The following is a 24,044-nucleotide window of genomic DNA, read 5'->3' as shown; positions in this document are numbered from 1 at the left end:
GTATGAAACAAGTGCTGAAATTTAAATGGCCAATTTTCATCGGGATTATCGCGCTTACCGCGATTTTATTCATCTTGTCTCCTGACCTAGCGAAACAGGCGGAAAACGCAGGTTCGTTCCAGTTGCCGGATACGGCGGAATCACAAAAAGCTGCGGACATACTGGAAAAAGCAGGTGCTTCGGAAGATACGATATCGCTCGTATATGCACTCGACAATCCTGTCGATGACGCATTAAAGAAAGATGTATCTGCAGTGGCACAAAAGATCCAATCGCTCGGGAAACCGGTGAAGGATGTGCTCGATCCGTTTGAAAATGAAGATATGGAGAAACAGCTCGTCTCGGAGGATAAGAAAACGATCCTCGTTCCAGTCACAGTGGACGGAACTAATGAAGAAATTATTGAGCTTGCGGATAAAATCCATGCAGACATGCTGCCTAAAGATGAGACTGTCTATCTGACAGGTGAAGCGATCATTAACAATGACGTCAATATCAGTGCACAGGAAGGGCTCAAGAAGACGGAGTTGATTACCGTTGTTCTGATCTTCGGCTTGCTGCTCATCGTGTTCCGCTCAATCGTAACGCCTTTTGTCCCGTTATTGGCAGTTGGTATTTCCTATTTACTTAGCCAATCGTTCGTTGCGTTTTTCATCGATTGGTTCGGCTTCCCTGTTTCAAACTATACGCAGATCTTCCTCGTGGCGATTCTTTTTGGCTTAGGGACCGACTATTGTATTCTCTTATTAAGCCGTTATAAAGAGGAATTGCTAGAAGGTCACGCTGTGGAAGAAGCGGTTATTAACACATACAAAACGGCTGGACGCACATTATTCATCAGCGCAGCTGCAGTGTTCATCGGATTTGCGGCCATTGGATTCGCGGACTTCCCGATTTTCAAATCTGCAGTCGCAGTTGCAGTCGGGATAGCTGTGCTACTGCTTATTCTTTACACAGTCGTTCCGTTATTTATGGTTTTATTGAAAGATAAATTGTTCTGGCCTTCCAAAGGCGCTGCATCGCATAAAGACAGTAAAATATGGATTGCGTTCAGCAAAGTGTCAGTAGCACGCCCGCTTATTTCGATGCTCATCGTTGCGGTTATTACAATTCCGCTTCTGTTGACGTATGACAATGACTTGTCATTCAATACAGTGGATGAGATTGATGACAGCAAGGAGTCTGTAATGGGATTGAACCGGATTTCCAAAGCGTTCGGTGAAGGAGATTCATTGCCAGTCCAAGTCATTTTGAAAAGGGACACGAAAATTGTAAATGAACAAGATGTCACCTATTTAGAATCCATCAGCAAAGATCTCGAGAAAATTGATGGCGTCAAAAGCGTTCGCACGATTACCCGCCCAACTGGTGAATTGATTGAAGACTTGTATGTCGATCATCAAATCGCACTAATGGCAGATGGGTTGACTGAAGCAGTCGACGGGCTCATAGAAGTTCAAGACGGGCTTCGCCAAGTGCAAGGCGGATTGAATGAAGTTACAGGACAATTGCCTTCAGATTCAGCTTCCTCGGGAGGCGCCGGATTGCGTCAGGCTGCGGGCGGCATCAAGCAAATCAACGATCAGTTAACCCAAATTGCTGGCGGACTTGAACAAGGGATGCCCGCTACACAAGCTGCCGGCGGTTTGAAAGCATTAGGAACCGAGCTTGGAAAAGTTAGCAATAGCTTGTATGGCGCTGCCGATCAGTTGGACGGAGCAGGCGGTCAAATGGGCGCCCTTTCCGGTGGATTAACAGAGCTTGCAAATGGCGTAGAAGCGGCTAACGAAGGTCTTGGCGAAATTCACGAAGGACTTACCGAACTTGCTGACATGATGAAGGATATGGGAGATACGAAGAGCGTTCGGGATACTGGGCTGTTCATTCCAAAAGGGACACTTGCCGAGGAAGAGTTCGCACCTGTCATTGACCGCTATACGATCGATGAGGAAACGGGCATCATCCTGGAAGTCATCTTAGAACAAGACCCATATTCCCGTGAGGCAATCGGAACAGTGGAGGATATCGAAAACACACTTCATAGATCTATTATCGGCACGCCTTTCGAAAAAGCGGATGTTGCATTCAGCGGAATTTCCGTCATGAATGCCGACTTGAATGACATTTCAACGAAGGACTTTACACGGACAGTGACGATTATGCTCGTTGGCTTGTTCATCGTGCTGTTCATCCTGTTCCGTTCGGCTATCATGCCAGCTTATATGATTGGCTCGTTGTTGCTCACCTACTATACATCTGTATCCATTACGGAGCTCATCTTTGTCAATGGACTTGGTTATGACGGCATTAGCTGGGCAGTTCCATTCTTTGGCTTCATTATGCTGATTGCGTTAGGGGTCGACTACTCGATCTTCCTGCTTGACCGATTCCGTGAAGAGAGCATAAACGGGAAGAATGTCCGGGACGCTTTAGTTACATCTATGGCGAAAATGGGGACGGTCATCATCACCGCAGCGATAATTTTGGCAGGTACATTCGGTGCGATGATGCCATCCGGCGTATTGAGCCTCGTGCAAATTGCGACGATTGTCATTACCGGATTGCTGTTATACGGTATGATTATCTTGCCATTGCTTATTCCGGCAATTACTGTATCGTTTGGGCGTGGTGTTTGGTGGCCGTTTAGAGGATAAATACAAACAGAGCAGGAAGGCAACGGTGCCCTTTCTGCTCTGTTTTCTGTTTATTTTTCGCGATTAAACAATTCTAGTTCATTAAACACTTTTCCTACTCAACCAACTATCCTTAGTCAGCTTCATATTAATCGAATCAATCCATTCCCCTTCAAACTCCAAATCGTTTTCATCAATGCTCACCTGCACAAAACCGACTTTTTCATAAACATGCTTCGCCCTTGGATTGAAGTCAAACACACTTAAGGTCAGTTCGCGAAGTGTCGTATGTGTAAATATGTAATCAACGATAAGTTGAGTAGCCTCCGTCCCGAGTCCCTGATTCCTTCCCTTTGGCCCGATAAGTATTCTGAAATTCATACTCTGATTCTGTTCATCGTATAAATTGACCACTGCCTCCCCGACTAAGATATCTTGGGACCGGTCAACAATCGCAAGATCCAAGCGATCCGTTTGTTCATTTCTTGTATGGTACCATCGGTGTGTTGACTCCCAATCAACATCCGAACTGCTTCCTGTCAGTTTTATTACCTCGGGATCTAGTAAGCATTCTTTAATAAAGGGAAAGTCTTCATCCTGAAAAGGTCTGAGAACAACCTTCTCTCCTTCTAGTAGTGGTTTGCGACGTAAATCTATCATTTATTCTCACTCCATTAGCTGTATAGAAAAGAAGATAACCGACGTTCAAACATCATGTTATCTTCATTCCAAAATATTATTTCCGATACATAACTTCCCCCGCTACAACCGTCATCTCAACAGCCGTTTCAAGTATTTCTTCTTCATCCAACTCAAATAAATCCTTATCAAGCACCGTAAAGTCCGCGTCGAAACCGACAGCTAACTTTCCGCGCGAATCCGCCTTCCCAATTGTCGCAGCACTGCCTGATGTGAATAAACCAACTGCCTCAAACCGGCTCAGCTTCTCCTTCGGCAAATACCCTTCATGCGTTTCTCCAGGCTTCCTTCTCGCCACTGCCGCATAAATGCCGAGCAGCGGATCGACTTCTTCAATCGGCGCATCCGACCCCGCTCCGCAAATGAACCCTTCGTCGATAAGGCGCTTCCATGCATACGCCCAGTCCAAACGCTCTTCGCCTAAACGATCCATCACCCATGGGAAATCGGACGGGACGAACGCTGGCTGAATGTCTAGAACAACCGGAAGTTTCTTCATCCGCTCCACTAAATCATCCCGCAGCACATTCACGTGGATGAGCCGGTCCCGCTTCCCTTCCGGCACTGGATGACGCTCGATTGCGTCCAACCCTTTTTCAACCGCGCCGTCCCCGATCATATGCATCGCTACGGCCTGCCCATATTTACGCGCAGTCGCTACATTCCGGTCGATCTCTTCATCCGTCAAAACAGCATTGCCTGAAATGGATGGATCATCGGCATAGGGTTTGCTTAACAAAGCGGTACTTCCGCCAAGTGCCCCATCAATGAAAAACTTCATTTCCCCCGGTTCGATCCACGGTTCATCATACGTTGCATTGTCTTCCATTAGTTGTGTAAACACCGTCGATCTCCGCAATAAATGCGCTCGGAACTTCTTCTCGCCGATGACATTTCTGAACGCCTGCAATGGATTCCGATAATCGCCGTAATACCCGAGATCATCCGTCACAGCACCTGTCAGTCCTAGCGACAATAGATCATCTACCGATTTCGCGAGTGCTTTCGTCAACATCTCCTCCGTCGGCTCCGGAATGAGCTGTTGCATGCGATCCATAGGGCCTTCCTTCAATACGCCAGTCGGTTCTCCATTTTCATCCCGCTCAATGACCCCGTCATCCGGATCAGGTGTGTCCTTCGTAATGCCTGCAAGCTCCAATGCTTTCGAATTGACGATTGCAGCATGCCTACACGTTCGTTTAAGGAACATCGGGGAATCCGTCACCTTGTCTAGTTCGAGACGCGTGAAAACCTTTTTATCCGCAAAATTGTTTTCATTCCAGCCTTCGCCAATAAACCACTCATCCTCTTGTAAATCAGGATAAGCGTTCATAAGCATATCCATCATGTCATTAGCGGATTTCGCTTTCGACAAGTCAAGGCTGAGCAATTTCTGCCCATGCCCGATCATGTGCATATGATTGTCGATGAACCCCGGGTAGAGCACCGCTCCTTTCAAGTCGATTTCATGTTCAGCTTCACTTTTTAATTCATCATAAGTACCTACCGCGATGATTTTTCCGTTTTCTGTCAGCAACGCCTCGACGGTTTCCCCTTCTCTTTCCATTGTATATAGCTTGCCATTATGCCAAATTGTTTTCATCGTGACTCCCCCTTCCCTTTATTCTAAACTTTCAAAACGCACCGGGCAATCTTATTTGGAATTGAATGCTATAATAGAACCATCATTACAGGGAGGGATTTTTTATGAGATTGACTGTTTATCTTGCAGGGGAAATCCATACATCTTGGCGTGAAGAGGTCAAACGGAAAGTTGCGGCTTTGAATTTGCCGATCGATTTTGTCGGACCGATGGAAGACCACGATCGCTCAGATAACATCGGGGAGGAAATTTTAGGCAAGCAGCCGGATGCCATTTTCAAGGATGCTGCCGCTTCCAGCTTTAACAACTTGCGCACCGAGCTATTAATGAAGAAAGCCGATCTTGTCATCGCCCTTTTCGGTGAGCAATACAAGCAATGGAATACGGCAATGGACGCGAGCGCCGCGGTTGCGTACGGCAAACCGCTCATCCTGATTCGCTCCGAACAGCACCATCATCCGTTGAAAGAGCTCTCCCGCAAAGCACATGCTACGGTCGAGACAGTAGACCAAGCCGTGAAGGCATTGCATTATATTTTCGAATGAAATGAAAGGCTATCCGAATGAGGGTGGCCTTTTTATATTGGGACGCCGTTATTTACATATTTGCGGCTCATTCCAATTTATCACCACTCAGAGCGGGATTATCACCACTTGGATTGAGTTTATCACCACTTAGAGGAACATTATCACCACTCAGCAATATTTCCCCTTGCTTTATCACCGACTCGGCATCATTTGGCAATTTTTCATTTACAAAACCTTTACACTTCGTTCATACTTCCTCAATAATCCTCCCGTACACTATACATAAGCCTCAATCCAATCTAGGAGGATTTCAAATGACTTTACTTCATGAACGTATAAAAGAAAAACCATTATCTATTGTTCGAAACGAAAGCTGGCATAAGCCGATCTATGAAACGAATGGCTTGAATCTTTGGTACGGCACGTCGCATGCTCTAAAGAACATCGACCTCTCTATCAACGAACGCGAAGTGACTGCGATCATCGGTCCATCAGGATGCGGTAAATCGACGTTCCTGAAAACATTGAACCGGATGGTGGAAACGGCAGCCGATGTCTCCATTTCAGGCAATGTCACTTTCAAAGGCAATAATATTTTGGGCAAGGCGATGCCGGTCGAAATTCTTCGGTCGAAAGTCGGCATGGTGTTCCAAAAGCCGAATCCATTCCCGAAATCGATTTATGAAAACGTCGCATTCGGACCGAAAGTGCATGGCATCCGCAATAAGGCGACGCTCGACATGATTGTGGAAGAAAGCTTGAAAAAAGCCGCGTTGTGGGATGAAGTGAAAGACCGTCTCCATAAAAGTGCGTACGGCCTTTCCGGCGGACAGCAGCAGCGGCTATGCATTGCAAGATGTCTTGCCATCGATCCAGAAGTGATCTTGATGGATGAACCAACATCCGCCCTGGATCCAGTATCGACGCATAAGATCGAGGAATTGATCAGCGCCATTAAAAACGATGTCACCATTGCCATCGTCACCCACAATATGCAGCAAGCCGCACGTATTTCCGATCGCACCGCATTCTTCCTAAATGGTGAAGTGATCGAAGAAGATCGTACGACAACGATTTTCAATAACCCTACCGACAAATTAACAGACGACTATATTAATGGTCGATTCGGTTAAACCCGCTTATAATAAGCGGGTTTTTATTTATTCGTAAAGCCACAATTTACAATACCTTTACATATTGACAACACTCACTTAACAAAGGGCCGTTATGATGTAGTTGTGAGGGAGATTCCTTCATCTACACGAGAACATAATCAGGGGAGGATTTATCAATGAAGTTCAACAAGTATCTTTTATTCATGATCATGGCTGCTTTTGCGGTTGTTCTAGCGGCATGCGGCAAAGACGGCGACTCCGCGGAATCCGACAAAAACAAAGCATCCGCGCAAGGTACAGAACTGGAAGGCAGTGTTGCAATCGACGGTTCTGGAACAGTGTACCCACTTATGGCCCGACTTGCTGAGGAGTATATGGTGAACGAACAAGAGAACGTATCCGTTGAAGTGAGCCGTGCGGGAACAAGCGCTGGGTTCAAAAAATTCCTCGTTGAGAACGGAACGGACTTCAATGACGCTTCCCGCCAAATCAAAGATGAAGAAGCAACAGAAGCAGATAAGCTTGGCATAGAAGTGAAAGAATTGAAAGTTGCCCTAGACGGCCTTACTTTCGTCATTAATAAAGAAAATGATTGGGCAACTGAAATGACGCCTGAAGAATTGGTCAGCATTTTCCTTGCTGATAGCACAGTCGAAAAATGGTCCGACATCAATCCTGATTGGCCGGATGAAAAGATCAATGCAATGGGACCGAATGAAAACCACGGGACATACGAATTTTTCTATGAAAGCATTTTAGATAAGCAAGATATGGATAGCTCAGTCAACTTGCAGCAGGAATATTCGACACTTGTGAACCTAGTCTCTGAAGATAAGAACGGAATCGCGTTCTTCGGATTCGGCTACTACGTCAATAACCAAGACAAGATGAATGCTGTTGCGGTCGACTTCGGAAATGGTCCTGTCGAGCCAGCGCTAGACACGATTGCCGAGGATGGAGCTTATGCGGACTTCACTCGCCCGGTCTTCACATACTTGAATGTGAACCATGCAAAAGATAAGCCGCAAGTAAAAGATTTTGCAATTTACGTTATGAACAATATTAATGAATTCGCAGGTGAAACAGGCTTTGCACCGATTCCGGAATCTGAAGTGAAAGAAAACATCAGCTTCTTGGAAGGCCTATAATATGTAAAAACGGATGAGGGTTGCTACTAGCTCTCATCCTCTTGTACCTTACCGGAAGGAGTTTCATTAATGATAAATCATGAATTTACAAAAGCAGATAAAGTGAATATCCGGGACATGATCGACCAGAATCAACGCGGCAATTCGATCAGAAGAAGGATCGAACGACTCATTCCCATCTTCCTCACAGTGATCGCCTCCTTATCTATCTTAACGACAATCGGCATCATTTGGACACTGTTATTCGAAACGGTGGAGTTCTTCAAGCGGGTGCCTTTCCTCGATTTCTTTACGGGCACCGTCTTGAAGCCTCTGAGCCAGAACCCTGAATTCGGCGTGCTCCCTTTATTGATGGGTACTGTCACTTCCTCTTTGATTGCGATGGCGGTAGCTGCTCCGATCGGATTGATGGCCGCCATTTACTTGAGCGAATACGCCTCCCCGAAAGTACGGAAAGTCGTCAAACCAGTGCTTGAGCTACTGGCAGGCGTACCGACAATTGTCTATGGATTTTTTGCTTTCACTTTTGTGACGCCTCTTTTACGGGACTTCATTCCGGGACTTCAAGCGACAAATATTTTGAGCCCGGGCTTAGTTATGGGTGTCATGATCATTCCAATGATCGCCTCCCTTTCTGAAGATGCGATGAGCTCCGTTCCAAATGCGATGCGTGAAGGTGCCTATGGATTAGGAGCGACGAAGCTTGAAGTGACGCGCAAAGTTGTCATTCCCGCCGCTCTATCCGGCATCATCGCATCGTTCGTCCTTGGTATTTCACGTGCAATCGGGGAAACGATGATCGTGACGATTGCGAGCGGCAGTACGAAAAACTTCACGTTCGACATTACACAATCGATGCAGACGATGACCGCTTATATCGTCGAAGTGACTGGCGGAGACGCCGCTGCGGGATCGACGGTCTATTACAGCCTGTATGCTGTGGCGATGACCCTTTTCGTTTTCACACTCGTGATGAACCTGATTGCAAGGGCCGTTTCCAAAAAGTTCAGGGAGGAATATTAAGATGAATCAACTGAGTGAAAAACAACATATGAAGCGGACGAAGCGCCGTTTATTCCTGAATCGGTTCTCGAAGTCCATCTTCATGCTATCCGCGTTCTTCGGACTGTTCTTCTTAGCTGTTTTGCTCGTCCGTGTCGTAACGGAAGGAATCGGTTCAATCAACAGCGATTTCCTTACGGGTAAATTGTCGACGCAGCCGGAACGCGCCGGCATTATGGGAGCGATCCTCGGAACGTTTTGGCTCATGCTCGTTGTCGCTCCCGTCACGATGTTTGTAGGCGTCAGCACGGCGATTTACTTAGAGATGTATGCGAAAAAAGGCCGCCTGGTCAGCTTCATACAGACGAATATCTCCAATTTAGCTGGCGTCCCTTCCATCGTGTATGGAATTCTCGGTTTGACGGTATTTGTACGGGTGTTGGACTTAGGTAACATCGTCCTGGCTGGCGGATTGACGATGTCGTTATTGATTTTGCCGATCGTCATCGTTGCAAGCCAAGAAGCGATCCGCTCCATCCCTTCCTATTTAAGCGAGGCATCTTACGGGCTCGGCGCGACAAAATGGCAAACGATTCAGCGCATCATCTTGCCGGCAGCACTGCCAGGAATCTTGACAGGTGCGATTCTGTCCCTCTCCCGCGCAATTGGAGAAACTGCGCCGCTCGTCGTCATTGGAATTCCGGCACTGCTCATCCCGTTCCCTGGAAGCATCATGGACCGCTTCACGGTATTGCCGATGCAGATTTATTACTGGACGTTGGATGCTTCGTTAGTAGCAGAATATGCTAATTTGGCAGCCGCCACGATTATTGTTCTGCTAGTAGCCCTGTTCATTTTGAACTCAACAGCGATCATCATTCGGAATAAATTCCAACGTGTATTCTAAATAGGCTTTTTTTACAACGCATCCGATTAGGGATGCGTTTTTTTGTAGAAGTATTTGGAAGGAATGGCTGATTTGGACGCGAGACGGCTCGATTTGGACGCAAGACAGCTTGCTTTGGACGCAGAACGACCTGCTTTGGACGCGAGATGGCTCGTTTTGGACGCAGGACAGCTTGCTTTGGACGCGAGACGGCACGGTTTGGACGTGAAGCGGCTCGCTTTGGACGCAGAACGACCTGATTTGGACGCGGCGCCATCCTCCATTATTACAAAAAGAACTGTCACAGAAAGTCAGTTGTTGACTTTCTGGACAGTTCTGGTCCATTTCTTATTCTACTATGCCCATTTCCTCACGAACTACTTCCGCAATCCGGTTGACGAAGCGTGCGCAGTCGTCGTGATTCGGTGATTCGACCATTACACGGACGAGAGGCTCTGTTCCTGACGGACGTACGAGGACTCTTCCGTTGCCAGCCATCTCCTCTTCGACTTCCTTGATAACCGCTGCGACTTTTGCATTTTCGGTCACTTTGTTTTTATCCGTAACCCGGACGTTGACGAGCTCTTGTGGATATACTGTCATCTCACTTGCAAGGTCGGATAGCTTACTTCCCGTCCGCTTCATGATGTTGACAAGTTGCAAGGCAGTCAATAGTCCGTCCCCTGTTGTATTGTAATCAAGGAAGATAATATGACCCGATTGCTCTCCACCTAGATTGTAATTTCCTTTTTTCATTTCCTCAACGACGTACCGATCGCCGACAGCGGTTTTGACACTCATCATGCCATGCCGCTCCAATGCTTTATAGAAGCCTAGGTTGCTCATGATTGTGGAAACGATCGTGTCGGATTTCAGGCGGCCTTTCGATTGGAGATGGCGGCCGATGATGAACATGATCTGGTCACCATCAATGATCCGGCCAAGTTCATCGACTGCAATCAGGCGATCTCCATCCCCATCAAAAGCAAGTCCGATGTCTGCGCCTTTATCAACTACGAGCTGGCTGAGACCTTCCGGATGTGTCGATCCGACGCCATCATTAATGTTCAAACCATTCGGAGACGCGCCAATCGTTGTCAAGTCTGCATCGAGATCCGCAAAGACGTGCGTTGCCAATGAAGAAGTCGCACCATGTGCACAGTCAAGGACAACATGAAGGTCTGTAAATTCCTCATCGACCGTCTGTTTCAAGTATTGGATGTATTTATGTCCACCTTCAAAGTAATCCGTCACAGTGCCGACATCCGCACCGACCGGACGAGGCAGGCTGTCTGTCTCTTCATGCAAGAGGGATTCAATTTCCTCTTCCTGCTCATCTGTCAATTTGAATCCGTCCGCACCGAAAAACTTGATGCCGTTATCCTCAAATGGATTGTGGGATGCCGAAATCATAACGCCCGCCTGGGCATTCATGGCGCGCGTCAAATATGCAACTCCCGGCGTACTGATGATTCCGAGCCTCATCACTTCGACTCCCATCGATAACAGACCTGCAATCAAAGCGTTTTCCAGCATATGGCCGGATATGCGGGTATCCCGTCCAACAAGCACTTGGGATGTCTCCTGGGAATCTTTCGTCAACACATGTCCGCCAATCCTGCCAAGTTTAAACGCAAGCTCTGGCGTCAATTCTTTATTTGCAATCCCACGGACGCCATCCGTTCCGAAATACTTTGTCATAATCCATACTCCCTTTCAATGCTCTTAATCAGCTTCTTCATCATGCAAGCCTAATCTCCAATGTCACTTCATCCTCTGAAAGCTTCCAAGCAATATTGTCAGGTCCTACTACAGAAAGCGGATATATGTGCTCTCCTTCCTGATCCGTCCCGGAAGCATCGACACTAATAGCGAAATCCGAAGTGTCGAGGGAATTAATGACTTCCTTTTTTGCAGTCACTGTTACATCGACAACTCCATCAACCGGCTTCAAAAAGTTGCTGCTATATTTCTCGTTCAACCCTTTCACAGCGACAGGGATGTTTTTAAACTCCTTTGTTACATCCTCATCCTCTTCTTCCGGATCCATCGAGATATCAGGAGGAGGATTCTCTCCATTCATGACCGTCACACTAATGTTTACCTTGATCTTGGTCTCTGATAGTTTGGAAACGCCCTTCGGCTTTGGTAGGTTTATCTCTACTGTTCCTGATTCCTTCACTTTCGAAATATCGACGTCCAGCCGAAGCTCATCAATGGACTCGAGCGTCTTCTGCGGACCGTATATCGTTACCGTTTTCGTGTCTGTAAAAACAGAGTCAATGACAATGTTCTCACCCGGCGTACCTCTTTGTCTAAGGACAACCGGAACCTCTTTACTATTTTCTTTCACTTCCACTTTGACCGTCACTTCTTCGGGATCAATAGTGACATTCAATTTATTCAGATCTCGGTCGAGCACCCGGACACGGGCTTTTTGCTCAAATGATTTATTGATGCCTGTTTCTCCGGTTGCCGAAACTTTCACGAAGTTGATTGCTTCCACGACGCTTTTCGCACCCGTCACTTGAATAGTGGCAGGCTCGACTTCCTTTTTCACAGCATTATATCCTTCTGCAAGCAGCCGCTCATTAAATTCCGTATCGACTGGGAACGTTTTTGTTACTTTCTCTTCGATGACAACGTCCACATATGCCGGGTCCAATCTTACATCCAGCTTATCTGAGAGGTTTTCTGTGTCGATCTTGACAGTGTGCCTTCCCATCGTCTTGCTCCTAAGGTCGACCTTCAATGTAAAATCCTTCAACAGCTTTGTCGACTGCACAAGGCTGGAAGGCCCGTCGATTGACATATTGACCGTCTTAGGGACTCCCGTGACGACGGAATTTTCATTATCAAAAAGGACTTCCACAGGGACATCACGAAGGATATCATGTGAATCACCGATCGTGGAGCCCTTCTTTTCTTCATTCTCTGCCTGCACGGAAAAGAAAAGGATGATCGCAAGGGCCAATGCAGTGAAACGGAGAAACCATGGGCGATCCATTAACTTATCAACCATTTTTCTGTTTCCCCCATTTCCAGAATGGAGCCGAAGAAGTTTCGGTTTCCGCCCCAAACCATATTTGACGGAGCTGCTTCTCAAACTCCTCCATCGACAGATTCCGATTGATATCCCCGTTAACGGTAATACTGACGGCGCCTGTCTCTTCTGATACGACAATCGTGATGGCATCGGTCACTTCACTGATGCCAAGAGCTGCCCGGTGACGGGTTCCGAGTTCCTTTGATATGAAAGGATTCTCCGAGAGTGGCAAATAGCAGCCCGCAGCCGCGATCCGGTTCTTTTGCAAAATGACTGCCCCATCGTGCAATGGCGTATTTGGAATGAATATATTAATAAGCAGTTCAGATGTGACAATCGAGTTCAATGGAGTGCCGGTTTCAATATACTCACTTAGACCGGTCTCCCGTTCAATCGATATAAGTGCTCCAATCCGCCGCTTCGCCATATAGCTTACCGACTTGTTGAAAGCTTCGATCATGCGCTCACGTTCCTCTTCCTCCTGCATTGCCGACCTCGCAAACAAACGGCCTCGACCAAGTTGCTCCAACGCGCGGCGTATTTCGGGTTGAAATAGGATAATAATAGCAAGGAAACCAAACATCAACACTTGATCCAACATCCACTTCAACGTATCAAGTCCAAGATATTCAGTAAAAATACGGGCAAATAAAATGACAAAAATCCCTTTTAACAGCTGTACTGCCTTCGTGCCTTTAATGATGGTGATCAATTTATAGAAAACAAACCAAACGAGAAGCACATCCACTATATTTTTCAGTATTTCAATCGGACTTGAGTTTGTAATCATTTCCCAACCAGGCATGCGCTTCCCTCACCTTCATCGAAAATTCTTTACTTCAGTATATCATACAGCCCAGTTTCAATGCTCTTGAAAACAAACTGGACTGGTTATCAATGGGAACGTTTTTGACGGCTGTTTTGTTTCTTTTTCCTTATGTGTCAATCACTCATTCATTCATTATAAATAAAAAAACGATCGCCTCTCCCGTTCAGGGAAGGCGATCGTTGCATACCTATTTTTCTTGCGGCTCACCGCCGGAGGACGAGAAAATGTCCTTGGCGGTTGATTTGATTTTATACCAAAGCCAATCGAAGGCCCGATCGATTTCTTCGCTTTTTCCTGTAACGACTGCTGTCGAAGCCATGTATTTGGAACCGCGGATTACCGTCACATTGCCGTCCACTTCTCCTTCAATCCGGATATTACCGTTCTTGACGATAATATCCCCTTTGACGACTTCACCGGCAGGAACGATGACCGTTTCCCCTTCGACAATCAGATTCGGTTGTTTCGTGAAAGAAAACTGCTGATTATTGCCATAGCTTGAAAAGAGCGTCGCGCTCATTAATATCAAAAATAGTGCAGCCGCAGCCACGAGTGGGTGCCTGCGTAATAAGCGTTGAAAACCTGCTTGCTTTTTTTCTTTTGGGAGACGTGCCATGACGCCTGAGACAAATCCGTCCGGTGCTTGGATTGGTGCCGCACCTTTTAGGAATAAAGCCGACATTTTCAGTTCATCCATCATTTCCCTGCAATGTTCACAGGCAACTAAATGCTTTTGGAGCAATTGCTCATCTTCGCGGCTAATGTCCCCGTCTAAATACGCGTGCATTAAATGGATAACTGGTTCCTGACACGTATTCATACTTAATTCCCTCCTACATATTACCCATCTGTTTCCGTAGTGCTTCCCGTCCACGGTGAACTCGGGTCTTTACGGTTCCAAGTGGTAATTCTAAAATATCACTAATCTCTTGCAACGGCAATTCTTCCATATAGCGAAGAATGATAACAGTACGGTATTTTTCAGGAAGCCGTCCAATCTCATACTGGACACGATCCTGCTCTTCCATACGCTCCACTTCTTCCTCCGGCAAGTCGCCTTGCGCTGCAATCTGCGAGTACATGTTTAGGCCGTCCGTTCCTGGCACTGTCGCATCGAGGTAGTAGTCCGGCTTCTTTTTGCGAATTCTATCGATGCATAAATTTGTTGCAATCCGAAATAGCCAAGTCGAAAACTTCCGTTTCTGGTCGTACGTATGAATGTTCACATATGCACGAACAAATGCTTCTTGGGCTATATCTTCCGCTTCCTGTGAATTGCCGAGCATTCGATAGCAAACATGATACAGCCGATGTTGAAACATCGTAACAATTTCTTCGAATGCATCCTGATCGCCTTTGATCACTTCATTTATTCTTTTATTGACCAATTCATCCAATGACTTTCATCCTCCGCTCTATGCGGCTGTTCCTTCTATACGTTTGAAGGGTCCAACAGGTTTCATTTTTTTAACCATATTTTTTATTTTACCAAAGATTGATAGTTATTTCCGTTGTTTTAGGAAATAATCTTACAGAAAAACGCTTGGATCAGAATCCAAGCGTCCATTCTCATAGTAATTTTTCACCGAACAATGATCCCATCAGACCAACTGCGACATCTGCAGTTTTGTTCTTTTCATCGAGAATCGGATTGACCTCGACGAACTCCGCAGAAGTGATCATACCTGAGTCCTCGAGCATTTCCATTGCAAGATGACTTTCACGATAGCTGATTCCACCTGGCACCGGTGTTCCGACTCCGGGTGTATACAGCGGGTCTAAGCCATCCAAGTCCAATGATAGATGGACGCCATCCACGTTCTTTGCTTGCAAATAAGCAATCGCTTCCTTCATAACCGAAGTCATGCCGTCCCGGTCAATTTCATGCATCGTAAATACTTTGATACCTAGTTCTTTTATTAATACGCGCTCGCCCGGATCGACCGAACGGGCTCCAATAATGACGATATTTTCGGGCTTCACTTTCTGCCCTTCCTTATAAATATTCACTAATCTTTCGTGCCCTCGCCCCATCAGGACCGCAAGCGGCATCCCGTGAATATTTCCAGATGGCGACGTCTCCGCCGTATTCATGTCAACATGCGCATCGTACCAGATGACGCCTATGTTTTTATATTTAGAAGTTAAACCAGCTATTGTCCCGATAGCAATGCTGTGATCTCCTCCGAGCACGAGTGGAAAGTTCCCTTTCCCGACGACTTCGGCAACCCGATTCGCAAGTTCATTCGTCGCTCGGACAACTTCCTCTAAATTTTTCAAGTTCGTAGCTTCCCGATCTGTATGTTCGACTGCGCTTACTTGAACATCTCCCTCATCCTTCACCGTGTGCCCGATTGCTTCCAATCTTTTTATTGCACCCGCGTAACGGATGGCGCTCGGTCCCATGTCCACGCCTCTGCGACTTTGTCCATAATCAAGCGGAACTCCTATTAGTGATATATCCAATTTTCTCATTATGTCAGCCCCCCACTTCTATTGTAATTCGTTCAATGGAATGGCTCAACCTGACAAGTTTTCGGATATTTATTCATTTTTCGTAGGTTTAGAAAACAAAAATTCGCAGTCAGCCGGAGGCAAAGGCTTGCTGAAGAAATATCCTTGGCCTTCCCTGCAACCTAATCCACGGAGAATTTTCGCTTGCTCTTCTGTCTCAATCCCTTCCGCAATGACATTGAGCCCTGCCGTATCCGCCAACGTGACGATCGCCTTGACGATCGTCCTGCTGTTTTCATTCACATCAATGTCCTTCACAAATGACATATCAATCTTCACTGTGTCTGCCGGCAGCTCTTTAATATAACTGAATGTGCTATACCCCGTACCGAAATCATCGATCGCCACATGCATACCTAACTCCCTGATTCGTTCAATTGTCTCCCGCATTTCATCACGGTCCGCGAAGGAGGTTTCAGTCAGTTCGATCTCGATCAGTTCCGGTGCAACATCCTCTTCCAATAAAATGCGCTTGATCGTCCCGACAATTTCCGGGTCTTCCAGCTGAACAGCCGACATATTCACCGCAATACGAAAAGGGCAGTACCCTTGCCGTTTCCATTGAGCCGCCTGCTTGCAGGCTTCCCGTAAAACCCACTCCCCTAAAGACAGGATAATTTTCGTCTCTTCCGCTAAAGGGATGAATTTATCCGGCGGAATCCTGCCGAGATCCGGATGATTCCAGCGAACTAGCGCTTCGACACCAGACAGATCACCGCGGGATAAATTCATTTTCGGTTGATATTCCAACGTGAAATGTCCCATTTGAACACTTTTCCGTAATTCATTCTCCAATAAAATGCGTTCCAATGTTTTCGTCGCCATTCCAGGTTCGTACATTTTATAATTCCCGCCGCCATGCTCTTTAACATAATGCAACGCCTTTTCGGCTTTCATCATGAGCTCCGATGCCTTTTTTGCGTGCTTTGGAAATAGCGCAATCCCACAGCTAGTGGAAATGCTAAACAAATCACCGTGGATGCTAATCGAATTTTCCAAACTGCTCTTTATGGTTTCCGTCAATCGCTCTGCTTCTTCCTCATTCGCAGCCTGCGTTAACGTAAAAGCAAATTCATCACCTGAAATGCGACCAATGATATCTTCCATACTTAGTACACTCTTCAATCGGTTTGCGACTACCGAGAGTACATAATCCCCAGTTTCCTGTCCAAAAGAATCATTTACATTTCGCAATCTATCAATATTTACATAAACCAATCCTAGTCTTGCCCCATCTTTCCGTATTCTTTCAAGATAGGAGCTCAACTCTTTGCTGAACGCATTCCGATTAAGCAAAGACGTGAGTTGGTCATTATAAGAAAGATCCCGGTTCTCTTCGGCAATGCGCCGGTACGTTTGCGCATCCCTCCGAATCTTCTCCTCCATTAACTTCCGTTGCGTAATATCATAGCGGATGGAAATATACTTGTTCGGGATTCCCTTTTCATTCAAAAACGGAACAATTTTCGTATCCACCCAATAGAAGCTGCCATCTTTCGCACGGTTGCGAATCTCTCCTTGCCAGATCATGCCGCGCCCGATTGTCGCCCACATGTTTTTAAAGAATTCTTTCGAATGGTAGCCAGAATTAATGATGGAGTGTGTTGCCCCGATCAGTTCTTCCGTTTCGTATTTGGATATTTTGGTGAACAATTCATTGACGTAGGTGATCTTTCCCGTGCGGTCGGTCATCGCGACGATGACAGTTTGATCGAGAGCAAGTGCAATATCGGCGAGAATTGCCTCCATATCATGCTGATTGCCTTCGCCTGTCATTTTACGCATCACTTCGAAATAATCCTGCATGTGAACATCAACAATCCTTTCAACTGAAAACCTTGCTGCCTATTTGAATAAACTTCGGTGACTCCATAATAATACAATTACGCATAACTCAGTCTAGAAGCGCATAAACGTTTCTACATACGCATATAACTCCCGAAAAGCTCATAAACGAGTACAAAAACGCATAACTGTGTCTAAACGCTCATATATGTGGAAAAGCACGCATAAATGTATGTGAACTGTTCTCTATTTATGGGATATCTACGTCATTTCTGCCAATCCTGAAGTCTTTCACTGAACGTAAATATAATTCGTTGTCTCTACTATACGATACATTTCTATGATACTCGCATAAACTGAATTTGGTTGGTAGCTATATGAATATTTTTTGAAAGTAGTGGAGGGATTTTTGGCAATAAAAAAAATCCTATCTTGGGATGGATTTGAGTGGTGTGTATTTGGTTTATGTTGCGAAATTTCTGTTGGTAAGGATTTTAAGTTAGAATGCTTTGGAATAAAACCTTTTGCTCGCAATACCTGAAACTTGGAATTCTCTAGTATTAAAACCGATTTGCTCCTAATTCCTTACGGAATTACTCGCAAATCATTTTTTTCGTGGAGCGAAAAAAATGATTGGCTGGGGTAGCTGGATTCGAACCAACGAATGACGGAGTCAAAGTCCGTTGCCTTACCGCTTGGCTATACCCCAACATTGAAATTGAGATAAGCTTTGCATTACTGCGTCAGCTTCACTCGTTCAGTCAGTCGCGTAACCTTTTATTGCTATATGTATAAATGGTGGTGGGGGACGGATTCGAACCGCCGAACCCTGAGGGAGCGGATTTACAGTCCGCCGCGTTTAGCCACTTCGCTACCCCACCAGGTTAAAATTGTGATAAGCTGCGCATCTCTTTGTCAGCTTCGCTTGCACAGGATGTGCTGACTTCGATGTTGCGACAGGACGTCGCGCTCTTAATCGAAGTTCCTTTATTAATGTCACGTACTATTGTACGCTCCCTCTTTCTCTCAATCGCTTCCGCGACCTGCTTGCTTCTCCCAATTTTAACGGAGAATTGTGCTAAGTTGCGCATAACATTGGAACTTCAAAATAGGAAACAAACATGGTGACCCCTACGGGATTCGAACCCGTGTTACCGCCGTGAAAGGGCGGTGTCTTAACCGCTTGACCAAGGGGCCATCTAATAATAAGTTCTGCGTTATGAATTGCACAAATGTTATAGTAACAAATTTGTATTCATAGTGCAAGCCTATTTTTAAATCTTCTGTTGCAACAGCAGGCGGACATAAAAAAAGCGTCTTCCCTATGAAACAGAAATCGCAAGTTTCATCTGGAGCTTCCAACCGGATTCGAACCGGTGACCTCTTCCTTACCATGGAAGCACTCTACCTACTGAGCTATGGAAGCATAAAAATGGCTCCGCAGGTAGGACTCGAACCTACGACCGATCGGTTAACAGCCGATTGCTCTACCACTGAGCTACTGCGGAATCGTAATTAATTTTTCCAACGACACTATTTAGTTTAGCCGAAAGCCAGGAGAAAATCAACAACTTTTTCATTACCCCGTAACGACTTTCTTATATTAGCATGTTCTAATCATATTGGTCAAGCCTTTATCATAAAGTACCCTATAGATTTCGTTTCAAAGGGGATGTGACTTGAGAGCAAAACTAATACTACTTATTATCTTCTGCTGCGCTGCCGCACTATTTTTCCCAAGCATGCCCGGATCGGATTCGTTGAAGTCCGTTTTCCGTTTGACGGACGAGCCGAATGAAGTCATCGTCAGAGGAATGTCGGGATCTGCGCTGACTATTAATATTTCATTTGGAGACGAGGACGTGGAGCAGCTGATCCGTGAATTACAGGCTCCCTATCCATTGCTTCTTCTTGATATGGATTGGGCTGGGCGTTTTCCTGAAATTGTACAATTGATCAAGAAACGCAACATCCCGACCGGCTTATTGGGACATGCCGGGTTGGAGTATGAACAGAACATACCTCTTCTGATCGAACAGCTAGAAAAATATGAGGATTTATTCGGGGCAAAACCGTTATGGTTCAGAACATCCGATGAACAGTTCCCTTACTCATTGCGGAATGCGCTTTGGGATACCGAAGTGAATGCCCTTGGCTCTTCTGTCCGATGGCATACGGGAGAGCCGCCTCCGGTCATCGAAGGGGAAATCCTATCATTGCCGCATCACCGTGAAGAACGGATCACGTTGACTGATTTCAAAAAGCTCACTGAAACGCGACAGAACAAATCTTTGGAAGATGTCCTTTTCAATATGTCAATCAAGACGAAAAAGTTGCCGGAATAAACAAAAGCGCAGGGCGCCTGCCTAGTAGAGGTTCGCAGTCTAAGTACGCCGCGTCCTTCGGCAACGACTGCATGACCGGCTTCCTGCCGGCCTCAGGCGTAAGACAAAGATGTGAAGTGGCGGTCTTTGCCACGTAGCAGCTTTGACTTATGACCCCGAGCTTCTGGCGCACGGAGTCTAGGCGTAAACAAAAGCGCGGTTCCCCATTCAGGTGAGGAACTGCGCTTTTTATCATTTCGCTTTCGCCGCGGTTGCCGATTTACGAGCTTGTTTACGTGCGTCAAGCCTAGCCTTGTCCTCATCGGATTGGCGGTTATACTTCGGCAGCATGAGAAGCTGATATGCATTTACCGCGAGTAGCGGGAATAATAAAATTGTCACCCATGAGTCGATATTGCCTGATCGAACCATCAAAGCCGGTAGCCATTCGAGCGTTGTAATGACGATCATGAAAAACAATGCAGAAATAAGCGTGTGCTTTTTCGTCCATTTCGCTTTGAAATACGCCGTGACAATAGATACTGCCAACAATGAAAACAGCAGCGTCAAATAGAGGACGGTCCGCCCTGTATCCCCGGCTGTCAACTTGAATCTGAAAAATACGAGGTCAAAGATGACAACCGCGATGATGAGCAGCTGCACCCAATTCCATAATGTCAATGTCCTGAATAAATTCACCCCAAATTGGTGAACCGTCAAATAGGCGAAGAAGCCCATTTGCGCGACGACACTCATCGTAAATCCAAGAAAGATCATCCATAAAAAAGCGCCGAGAAACTCCATATATTCACCGGCAGATAAATATTGTGAGAAGAATTCCCAACGGACGATCAACCCTAGAATGCCCGTGACAACTCCTCCGATTATCAATGCAGTAAAAAAGAATTTAACCCAATTTCGTATGGTCACGATACTGTTCCCCCGTTTTTAATTGCTTCTACTAGTGTATCAACGTTTTGCCGAAAAATCTATTTCCTTTGATACGCAATGCATATTCCTCTTCATATTGTGAACAATAATTGAAAATGCAATCGGAAGGGAAATTGATCTCATGATGAAAAAATGGGTTCATTTACTTGTACTTGCCATACTCTTATCGGGCTGCAGCATGCAACAGCAAGGACCGAATTACGATGAAATGAAAAAGATGATGACGGATGCTTTGCAGACGGAAGATGGAAAGAAGGCCGTCCGTAAAATGCTATCTGACCCTGAATTCAGGGAATTGATGGTGCTGGAGCAGGCGGAAGTGAAAAAATCCATCGAGGATACATTATTGTCGAAGAAAGGTGAGGATTTTTGGAAACAAGCATTTGAAGACCCGAAATTCACCGAGAAAATCGCAAAAAGCATGAAGGAACAACAGCAGGATATCATGTCGAAGCTTATTAACGACTCTTCGTTCCAAAAAGAAATGGTGGAGTTTTTCGGCCAGCCCGATATGCAAAAGCAGATGGAAACTATTTTGCAATCGGCGAATATGAAAAAGCAGATGGAAAAATCCATTGAGGAGACGATTAACAGTCCGTTGCTCAAAGCGAAATGGCAGGAACTAATCCTTAAAGCAGGTGAAGTGACTCCGACCGAGAAAGGCGGAGGCGGCGAATCTGGCGGAGGCGGCGGTGAACAATCGGGAGGCGGAAGCGAAAAAAGTGGTGGAGGACAATGATCCTCCACCACCTGTTTATTTTTGAGTTTTATCGATAACTGCCTTTGCAATTTCGGTGTACGTTTGACCAATCGAGTGATGCTCTGCATAGACGGAAGGAGCAAAATCGGTTTCATTCCAATCGGGCTGGCCAAGTGGAATTTGACCTAGCAGCTCTGTTCGTAATTCCTCCGCTAAGCGCGTGCCTCCCCCTTGTCCGAATACGTATTCCTTTTCGTTCGTCAGCTTCGACTCGAACCATGCCATGTTTTCGATGACACCAAGCAAGGTATGATCTGTTTGAAGCGCCATCGCCCCTGCACGTGCCGCCACGAATGCAGCAGTCGGATGCGGCGTCGTAACAACGATCTCTTTCGATGAAGGAATCATTTGATGGACATCAAGCGCAACGTCCCCCGTACCCGGAGGCAAATCCAGGATAAGATAATCCAATGGTCCCCAATCCACGTCGCGGAAGAACTGATCCAGAACTTTTCCAAGCATCGGTCCACGCCATACGACCGGCGCATTGTCCTCCACAAAGAACCCCATGGAAATCACTTTCACGCCAAAACGCTCCACCGGAATGATACGATTTTCACGAATGACCGGCAGCTCAGTGATCCCCATCATGTCCGGTACACTGAACCCGTAAATATCCGCATCGATCAAACCGACCTTTTTTCCTAGACGAGCGAGCGCAACCGCCAAGTTCACCGAGACTGTTGACTTCCCGACTCCGCCTTTCCCGGATGCAATTGAAATGAATTCAATATTGTTCAGCGGAGACAGTAAATCCTGAGCTTCCGCCTCCGTTGCGGTGCCACGGAATTTTTCAAGCGTTTCGGGCGGAAGTTCCTCAAATCGGATCCCAACTGAATCCGCCCCAGCCGCTTTAATCACTTCAACCACTTTCGTCTGCAAATTCATTTGCTCCGCCGTGTTGACTTTAGCGATGGCCAATTTTACACTGACATGCTTCTTCTCCGGTTTAACCGATACGCTGACAATTCCATCGGTTTCCGCAAGAGTTTTATGTAAAAACGGATCCTTCAACTCGCCTACAACGTCACGGACAATTTGTTCATTAATCAATTTGGCCACTCCTTAGAGGTTTATTCATTCTCCTCTAAGTATACCATATTGCTTCACCTGCAAAGTCTGGATACGCCTTCATTGCTTTTCGGATAAATGGTACTGGATAATTCCATCCACGATAGCATCCGCCACTTTCCCACGATAGGCAGGATCCGTCAATAACGCACGTTCCTCAGGATTTGAAATAAAGCCCGTTTCGACTAGTACGGCCGGCATCGGAGCCTTTTTCAGCAAGTAGACCCCTTTAATGGACAAAGCTTCGCGATCGGTATTCTTCAATTTTTCTTTGAATGAATTTTGAATCGACTTTGCTAACATCTCACCGCCTGGAGCGCCTTCCGCATGATAAAACACTTGTGCACCCCTCCATCTGGACTCAGGAATTGCATTGACATGGACACTGATGAACAAGTCTGGATCCTCTTCAATTGTAATGCTTTCCCGCAGCTTTAAATCAGCAAATTTCCTCTCCCGGTTCGTTCCAAACTTGTCACTCGGCGCATGCTCCGCAATTGCGTCTCCCTCCTTCTCCCGTGTCATCACGACCATTGCGCCCTTCTTTTCAAGCCGCTTTTTCAACTCATGTGAAATGCTTAAATTTATATCCCTTTCCACCACTTCACCTGAGGAAGCTCCGCCATCCAATCCACCATGTCCGGGATCAATGACTATCTTCAGCCCCCCAAGCTGTTCGGGCATGAAAAACCCTCTGTCCGAGGCATTCACACCGTAAAGTACGACAAGAAGAGAGCTTGCAAATAATAACCCTACGATAAGCCATCGTTTCAATCTCACACCGCCTTTTTCCTCCACTATACGCACTCCTTGGCCAAGATATGATTGCTTGTATCAACAAAAGCGAAGGGCGCTTGCTCAGCTTCGACAGGCATAAGGCGAAGATACGAAGTGGCGGTCTTTGCCACGCAGTAGCTTTGACTTATGACCCGAGAAGCTAGCGCCCGGAGTCTAGACGATAACAAAAGCGAATCGAACTGCGAAGGGTTCGATTTGCCGTATTTCTGCGGTTTTTGCAGAAATTAAGGCACCTCTTTGGTGGCGGGACCGGTGCTCGTAACGCTACGCTTTTACTCGCAAAAGCCGTTCTTCGTGACGGCTTTCACTGCAACGGGCATAAGGCGAAGATGCGGAGTGGCGGGTTTTTTCCC

Annotated in this window: 21 protein-coding genes and 5 tRNA genes; 9 read left to right on the top strand and 17 right to left on the bottom strand. The window is 46.2% G+C overall.

Annotated features, from left to right (window positions below):
- Nucleotides 1-2: 2 nt before the first annotated feature.
- The gene (locus tag AWV70_RS06980) at nucleotides 3-2,654 is read left to right on the top strand and encodes an MMPL family transporter (protein WP_060205548.1); all 2,652 of its coding nucleotides are present in this window, start codon (nucleotides 3-5) and stop codon (nucleotides 2,652-2,654) included.
- Between the two features lie 81 nt (nucleotides 2,655-2,735).
- Here AWV70_RS06980 and AWV70_RS06975 read toward each other — a convergent pair whose 3' ends face one another.
- Nucleotides 2,736-3,293 carry a GNAT family N-acetyltransferase gene (locus AWV70_RS06975; RefSeq protein WP_060205546.1) on the bottom strand — a complete coding sequence of 186 codons (558 nt, stop codon included), beginning with the start codon at nucleotides 3,291-3,293 and terminating at the stop codon, nucleotides 2,736-2,738.
- Between the two features lie 76 nt (nucleotides 3,294-3,369).
- Nucleotides 3,370-4,935, bottom strand: coding sequence for an amidohydrolase (locus AWV70_RS06970; protein WP_060205544.1), 1,566 nt, complete (start codon nucleotides 4,933-4,935; stop codon nucleotides 3,370-3,372).
- A 104-nt stretch (nucleotides 4,936-5,039) separates the two neighbouring features.
- On the opposite strand from AWV70_RS06970, the gene AWV70_RS06965 reads away from it, so the two are divergent.
- The 6 genes from AWV70_RS06965 to AWV70_RS23390 all read left to right on the top strand — a co-directional run bounded on the left by AWV70_RS06965 (nucleotide 5,040) and on the right by AWV70_RS23390 (nucleotide 10,042).
- The gene (locus AWV70_RS06965) at nucleotides 5,040-5,480 is read left to right on the top strand and encodes a YtoQ family protein (protein ID WP_060205541.1); all 441 of its coding nucleotides are present in this window, start codon (nucleotides 5,040-5,042) and stop codon (nucleotides 5,478-5,480) included.
- A gap of 296 nt (nucleotides 5,481-5,776) precedes the next feature.
- Nucleotides 5,777-6,595: a phosphate ABC transporter ATP-binding protein PstB gene (pstB, locus tag AWV70_RS06960; protein ID WP_060205540.1), complete on the top strand. Its 819-nt coding sequence runs from the start codon at nucleotides 5,777-5,779 to the stop codon at nucleotides 6,593-6,595.
- 158 nt (nucleotides 6,596-6,753) lie between these two features.
- Nucleotides 6,754-7,725, top strand: a complete 972-nt coding sequence (locus tag AWV70_RS06955) for a PstS family phosphate ABC transporter substrate-binding protein (RefSeq protein WP_060205539.1) — start codon at nucleotides 6,754-6,756, stop codon at nucleotides 7,723-7,725.
- Between the two features lie 69 nt (nucleotides 7,726-7,794).
- Nucleotides 7,795-8,748, top strand: a complete 954-nt coding sequence (gene pstC / locus AWV70_RS06950; RefSeq protein ID WP_060205538.1) for a phosphate ABC transporter permease subunit PstC — start codon at nucleotides 7,795-7,797, stop codon at nucleotides 8,746-8,748.
- A 1-nt stretch (nucleotide 8,749) separates the two neighbouring features.
- Nucleotides 8,750-9,634, top strand: coding sequence for a phosphate ABC transporter permease PstA (gene pstA, locus AWV70_RS06945; RefSeq protein ID WP_060205535.1), 885 nt, complete (start codon nucleotides 8,750-8,752; stop codon nucleotides 9,632-9,634).
- A 63-nt stretch (nucleotides 9,635-9,697) separates the two neighbouring features.
- Nucleotides 9,698-10,042 carry a hypothetical protein gene (locus AWV70_RS23390; RefSeq protein ID WP_153009919.1) on the top strand — a complete coding sequence of 115 codons (345 nt, stop codon included), beginning with the start codon at nucleotides 9,698-9,700 and terminating at the stop codon, nucleotides 10,040-10,042.
- Here the strand turns inward: AWV70_RS23390 and glmM are convergent.
- The 12 genes from glmM to AWV70_RS06885 form a co-directional block, all read right to left on the bottom strand.
- A complete protein-coding gene (glmM, locus tag AWV70_RS06940; RefSeq protein WP_060205532.1) occupies nucleotides 9,962-11,314 on the bottom strand; it encodes a phosphoglucosamine mutase in 1,353 nt (450 codons plus the stop codon). The two genes, AWV70_RS23390 and glmM, sit on opposite strands and share 81 nt — an antisense overlap.
- Nucleotides 11,315-11,354: 40 nt before the next feature.
- Nucleotides 11,355-12,635 carry a CdaR family protein gene (locus AWV70_RS06935; RefSeq protein WP_060205531.1) on the bottom strand — a complete coding sequence of 427 codons (1,281 nt, stop codon included), beginning with the start codon at nucleotides 12,633-12,635 and terminating at the stop codon, nucleotides 11,355-11,357.
- A complete protein-coding gene (cdaA, locus tag AWV70_RS06930) occupies nucleotides 12,628-13,464 on the bottom strand; it encodes a diadenylate cyclase CdaA (RefSeq protein WP_060205527.1) in 837 nt (278 codons plus the stop codon). The genes AWV70_RS06935 and cdaA overlap by 8 nt, the downstream gene beginning before the upstream one ends.
- Nucleotides 13,465-13,675: 211 nt before the next feature.
- Nucleotides 13,676-14,308 carry an anti-sigma factor family protein gene (locus AWV70_RS06925; RefSeq protein ID WP_060205524.1) on the bottom strand — a complete coding sequence of 211 codons (633 nt, stop codon included), beginning with the start codon at nucleotides 14,306-14,308 and terminating at the stop codon, nucleotides 13,676-13,678.
- A 13-nt stretch (nucleotides 14,309-14,321) separates the two neighbouring features.
- Nucleotides 14,322-14,885 carry an RNA polymerase sigma factor SigW gene (gene sigW / locus AWV70_RS06920; RefSeq protein ID WP_060205522.1) on the bottom strand — a complete coding sequence of 188 codons (564 nt, stop codon included), beginning with the start codon at nucleotides 14,883-14,885 and terminating at the stop codon, nucleotides 14,322-14,324.
- A gap of 172 nt (nucleotides 14,886-15,057) precedes the next feature.
- Nucleotides 15,058-15,963 carry an arginase gene (gene rocF, locus AWV70_RS06915; protein ID WP_060205520.1) on the bottom strand — a complete coding sequence of 302 codons (906 nt, stop codon included), beginning with the start codon at nucleotides 15,961-15,963 and terminating at the stop codon, nucleotides 15,058-15,060.
- 69 nt (nucleotides 15,964-16,032) lie between these two features.
- A complete protein-coding gene (locus AWV70_RS06910) occupies nucleotides 16,033-17,787 on the bottom strand; it encodes a putative bifunctional diguanylate cyclase/phosphodiesterase (protein ID WP_153009927.1) in 1,755 nt (584 codons plus the stop codon).
- 634 nt (nucleotides 17,788-18,421) lie between these two features.
- Nucleotides 18,422-18,496: transfer RNA gene (locus AWV70_RS06905), tRNA-Gln, on the bottom strand.
- Between the two features lie 87 nt (nucleotides 18,497-18,583).
- Nucleotides 18,584-18,668 (bottom strand) — tRNA-Tyr (locus tag AWV70_RS06900).
- Nucleotides 18,669-18,909: 241 nt separating this feature from the next.
- A tRNA-Glu gene (locus tag AWV70_RS06895) sits at nucleotides 18,910-18,984 on the bottom strand.
- Between the two features lie 153 nt (nucleotides 18,985-19,137).
- A tRNA-Thr gene (locus AWV70_RS06890) sits at nucleotides 19,138-19,213 on the bottom strand.
- 7 nt (nucleotides 19,214-19,220) lie between these two features.
- A tRNA-Asn gene (locus tag AWV70_RS06885) sits at nucleotides 19,221-19,295 on the bottom strand.
- 171 nt (nucleotides 19,296-19,466) lie between these two features.
- Here AWV70_RS06885 and AWV70_RS06880 point away from each other — a divergent pair.
- A complete protein-coding gene (locus AWV70_RS06880) occupies nucleotides 19,467-20,132 on the top strand; it encodes a hypothetical protein (RefSeq protein WP_060205516.1) in 666 nt (221 codons plus the stop codon).
- A gap of 231 nt (nucleotides 20,133-20,363) precedes the next feature.
- On the opposite strand, the gene AWV70_RS06875 is transcribed toward AWV70_RS06880, so the two are convergent.
- Nucleotides 20,364-21,041, bottom strand: a complete 678-nt coding sequence (locus tag AWV70_RS06875) for a KinB-signaling pathway activation protein (protein WP_060205514.1) — start codon at nucleotides 21,039-21,041, stop codon at nucleotides 20,364-20,366.
- 142 nt (nucleotides 21,042-21,183) lie between these two features.
- Between AWV70_RS06875 and gerD the strand changes: the two genes are divergently transcribed.
- Nucleotides 21,184-21,801 carry a spore germination lipoprotein GerD gene (gene gerD, locus AWV70_RS06870; RefSeq protein ID WP_306464373.1) on the top strand — a complete coding sequence of 206 codons (618 nt, stop codon included), beginning with the start codon at nucleotides 21,184-21,186 and terminating at the stop codon, nucleotides 21,799-21,801.
- Nucleotides 21,802-21,816: 15 nt separating this feature from the next.
- On the opposite strand, the gene AWV70_RS06865 is transcribed toward gerD, so the two are convergent.
- Both AWV70_RS06865 and AWV70_RS06860 read right to left on the bottom strand, forming a co-directional pair.
- Nucleotides 21,817-22,875: an Mrp/NBP35 family ATP-binding protein gene (locus tag AWV70_RS06865; protein ID WP_060205512.1), complete on the bottom strand. Its 1,059-nt coding sequence runs from the start codon at nucleotides 22,873-22,875 to the stop codon at nucleotides 21,817-21,819.
- A 78-nt stretch (nucleotides 22,876-22,953) separates the two neighbouring features.
- The gene (locus tag AWV70_RS06860; RefSeq protein WP_060205902.1) at nucleotides 22,954-23,667 is read right to left on the bottom strand and encodes an N-acetylmuramoyl-L-alanine amidase; all 714 of its coding nucleotides are present in this window, start codon (nucleotides 23,665-23,667) and stop codon (nucleotides 22,954-22,956) included.
- Nucleotides 23,668-24,044 lie beyond the last annotated feature (377 nt).

Origin of the sequence: Sporosarcina koreensis (assembly GCF_001531445.1) — a bacterium.
Lineage (GTDB): Bacteria > Bacillota > Bacilli > Bacillales_A > Planococcaceae > Sporosarcina > Sporosarcina koreensis_C.
Note: the sequence above shows the minus strand (reverse complement) of the source record. Positions and strands in the feature narration are given on the sequence as shown.

Bases quoted from the DNA above. Each gene is read 5' to 3' on its own strand.
- AWV70_RS23390 (WP_153009919.1), top strand. From the start codon at position 9,698: ATGGCTGATTTGGACGCGAGACGGCTCGATTTGGACGCAAGACAGCTT.
- AWV70_RS06975 (WP_060205546.1), bottom strand. From the start codon at position 3,293: ATGATAGATTTACGTCGCAAACCACTACTAGAAGGAGAGAAGGTTGTT.
- rocF (WP_060205520.1), bottom strand. From the start codon at position 15,963: ATGAGAAAATTGGATATATCACTAATAGGAGTTCCGCTTGATTATGGA.
- AWV70_RS06970 (WP_060205544.1), bottom strand. From the start codon at position 4,935: ATGAAAACAATTTGGCATAATGGCAAGCTATATACAATGGAAAGAGAA.
- cdaA (WP_060205527.1), bottom strand. From the start codon at position 13,464: ATGCCTGGTTGGGAAATGATTACAAACTCAAGTCCGATTGAAATACTG.
- AWV70_RS06955 (WP_060205539.1), top strand. From the start codon at position 6,754: ATGAAGTTCAACAAGTATCTTTTATTCATGATCATGGCTGCTTTTGCG.
- AWV70_RS06980 (WP_060205548.1), top strand. From the start codon at position 3: ATGAAACAAGTGCTGAAATTTAAATGGCCAATTTTCATCGGGATTATC.
- AWV70_RS06965 (WP_060205541.1), top strand. From the start codon at position 5,040: ATGAGATTGACTGTTTATCTTGCAGGGGAAATCCATACATCTTGGCGT.
- pstC (WP_060205538.1), top strand. From the start codon at position 7,795: ATGATAAATCATGAATTTACAAAAGCAGATAAAGTGAATATCCGGGAC.
- AWV70_RS06910 (WP_153009927.1), bottom strand. From the start codon at position 17,787: ATGCGTAAAATGACAGGCGAAGGCAATCAGCATGATATGGAGGCAATT.
- pstA (WP_060205535.1), top strand. From the start codon at position 8,750: ATGAATCAACTGAGTGAAAAACAACATATGAAGCGGACGAAGCGCCGT.
- glmM (WP_060205532.1), bottom strand. From the start codon at position 11,314: ATGACAAAGTATTTCGGAACGGATGGCGTCCGTGGGATTGCAAATAAA.
- pstB (WP_060205540.1), top strand. From the start codon at position 5,777: ATGACTTTACTTCATGAACGTATAAAAGAAAAACCATTATCTATTGTT.
- gerD (WP_306464373.1), top strand. From the start codon at position 21,184: ATGATGAAAAAATGGGTTCATTTACTTGTACTTGCCATACTCTTATCG.
- AWV70_RS06935 (WP_060205531.1), bottom strand. From the start codon at position 12,635: ATGGTTGATAAGTTAATGGATCGCCCATGGTTTCTCCGTTTCACTGCA.
- AWV70_RS06925 (WP_060205524.1), bottom strand. From the start codon at position 14,308: ATGAATACGTGTCAGGAACCAGTTATCCATTTAATGCACGCGTATTTA.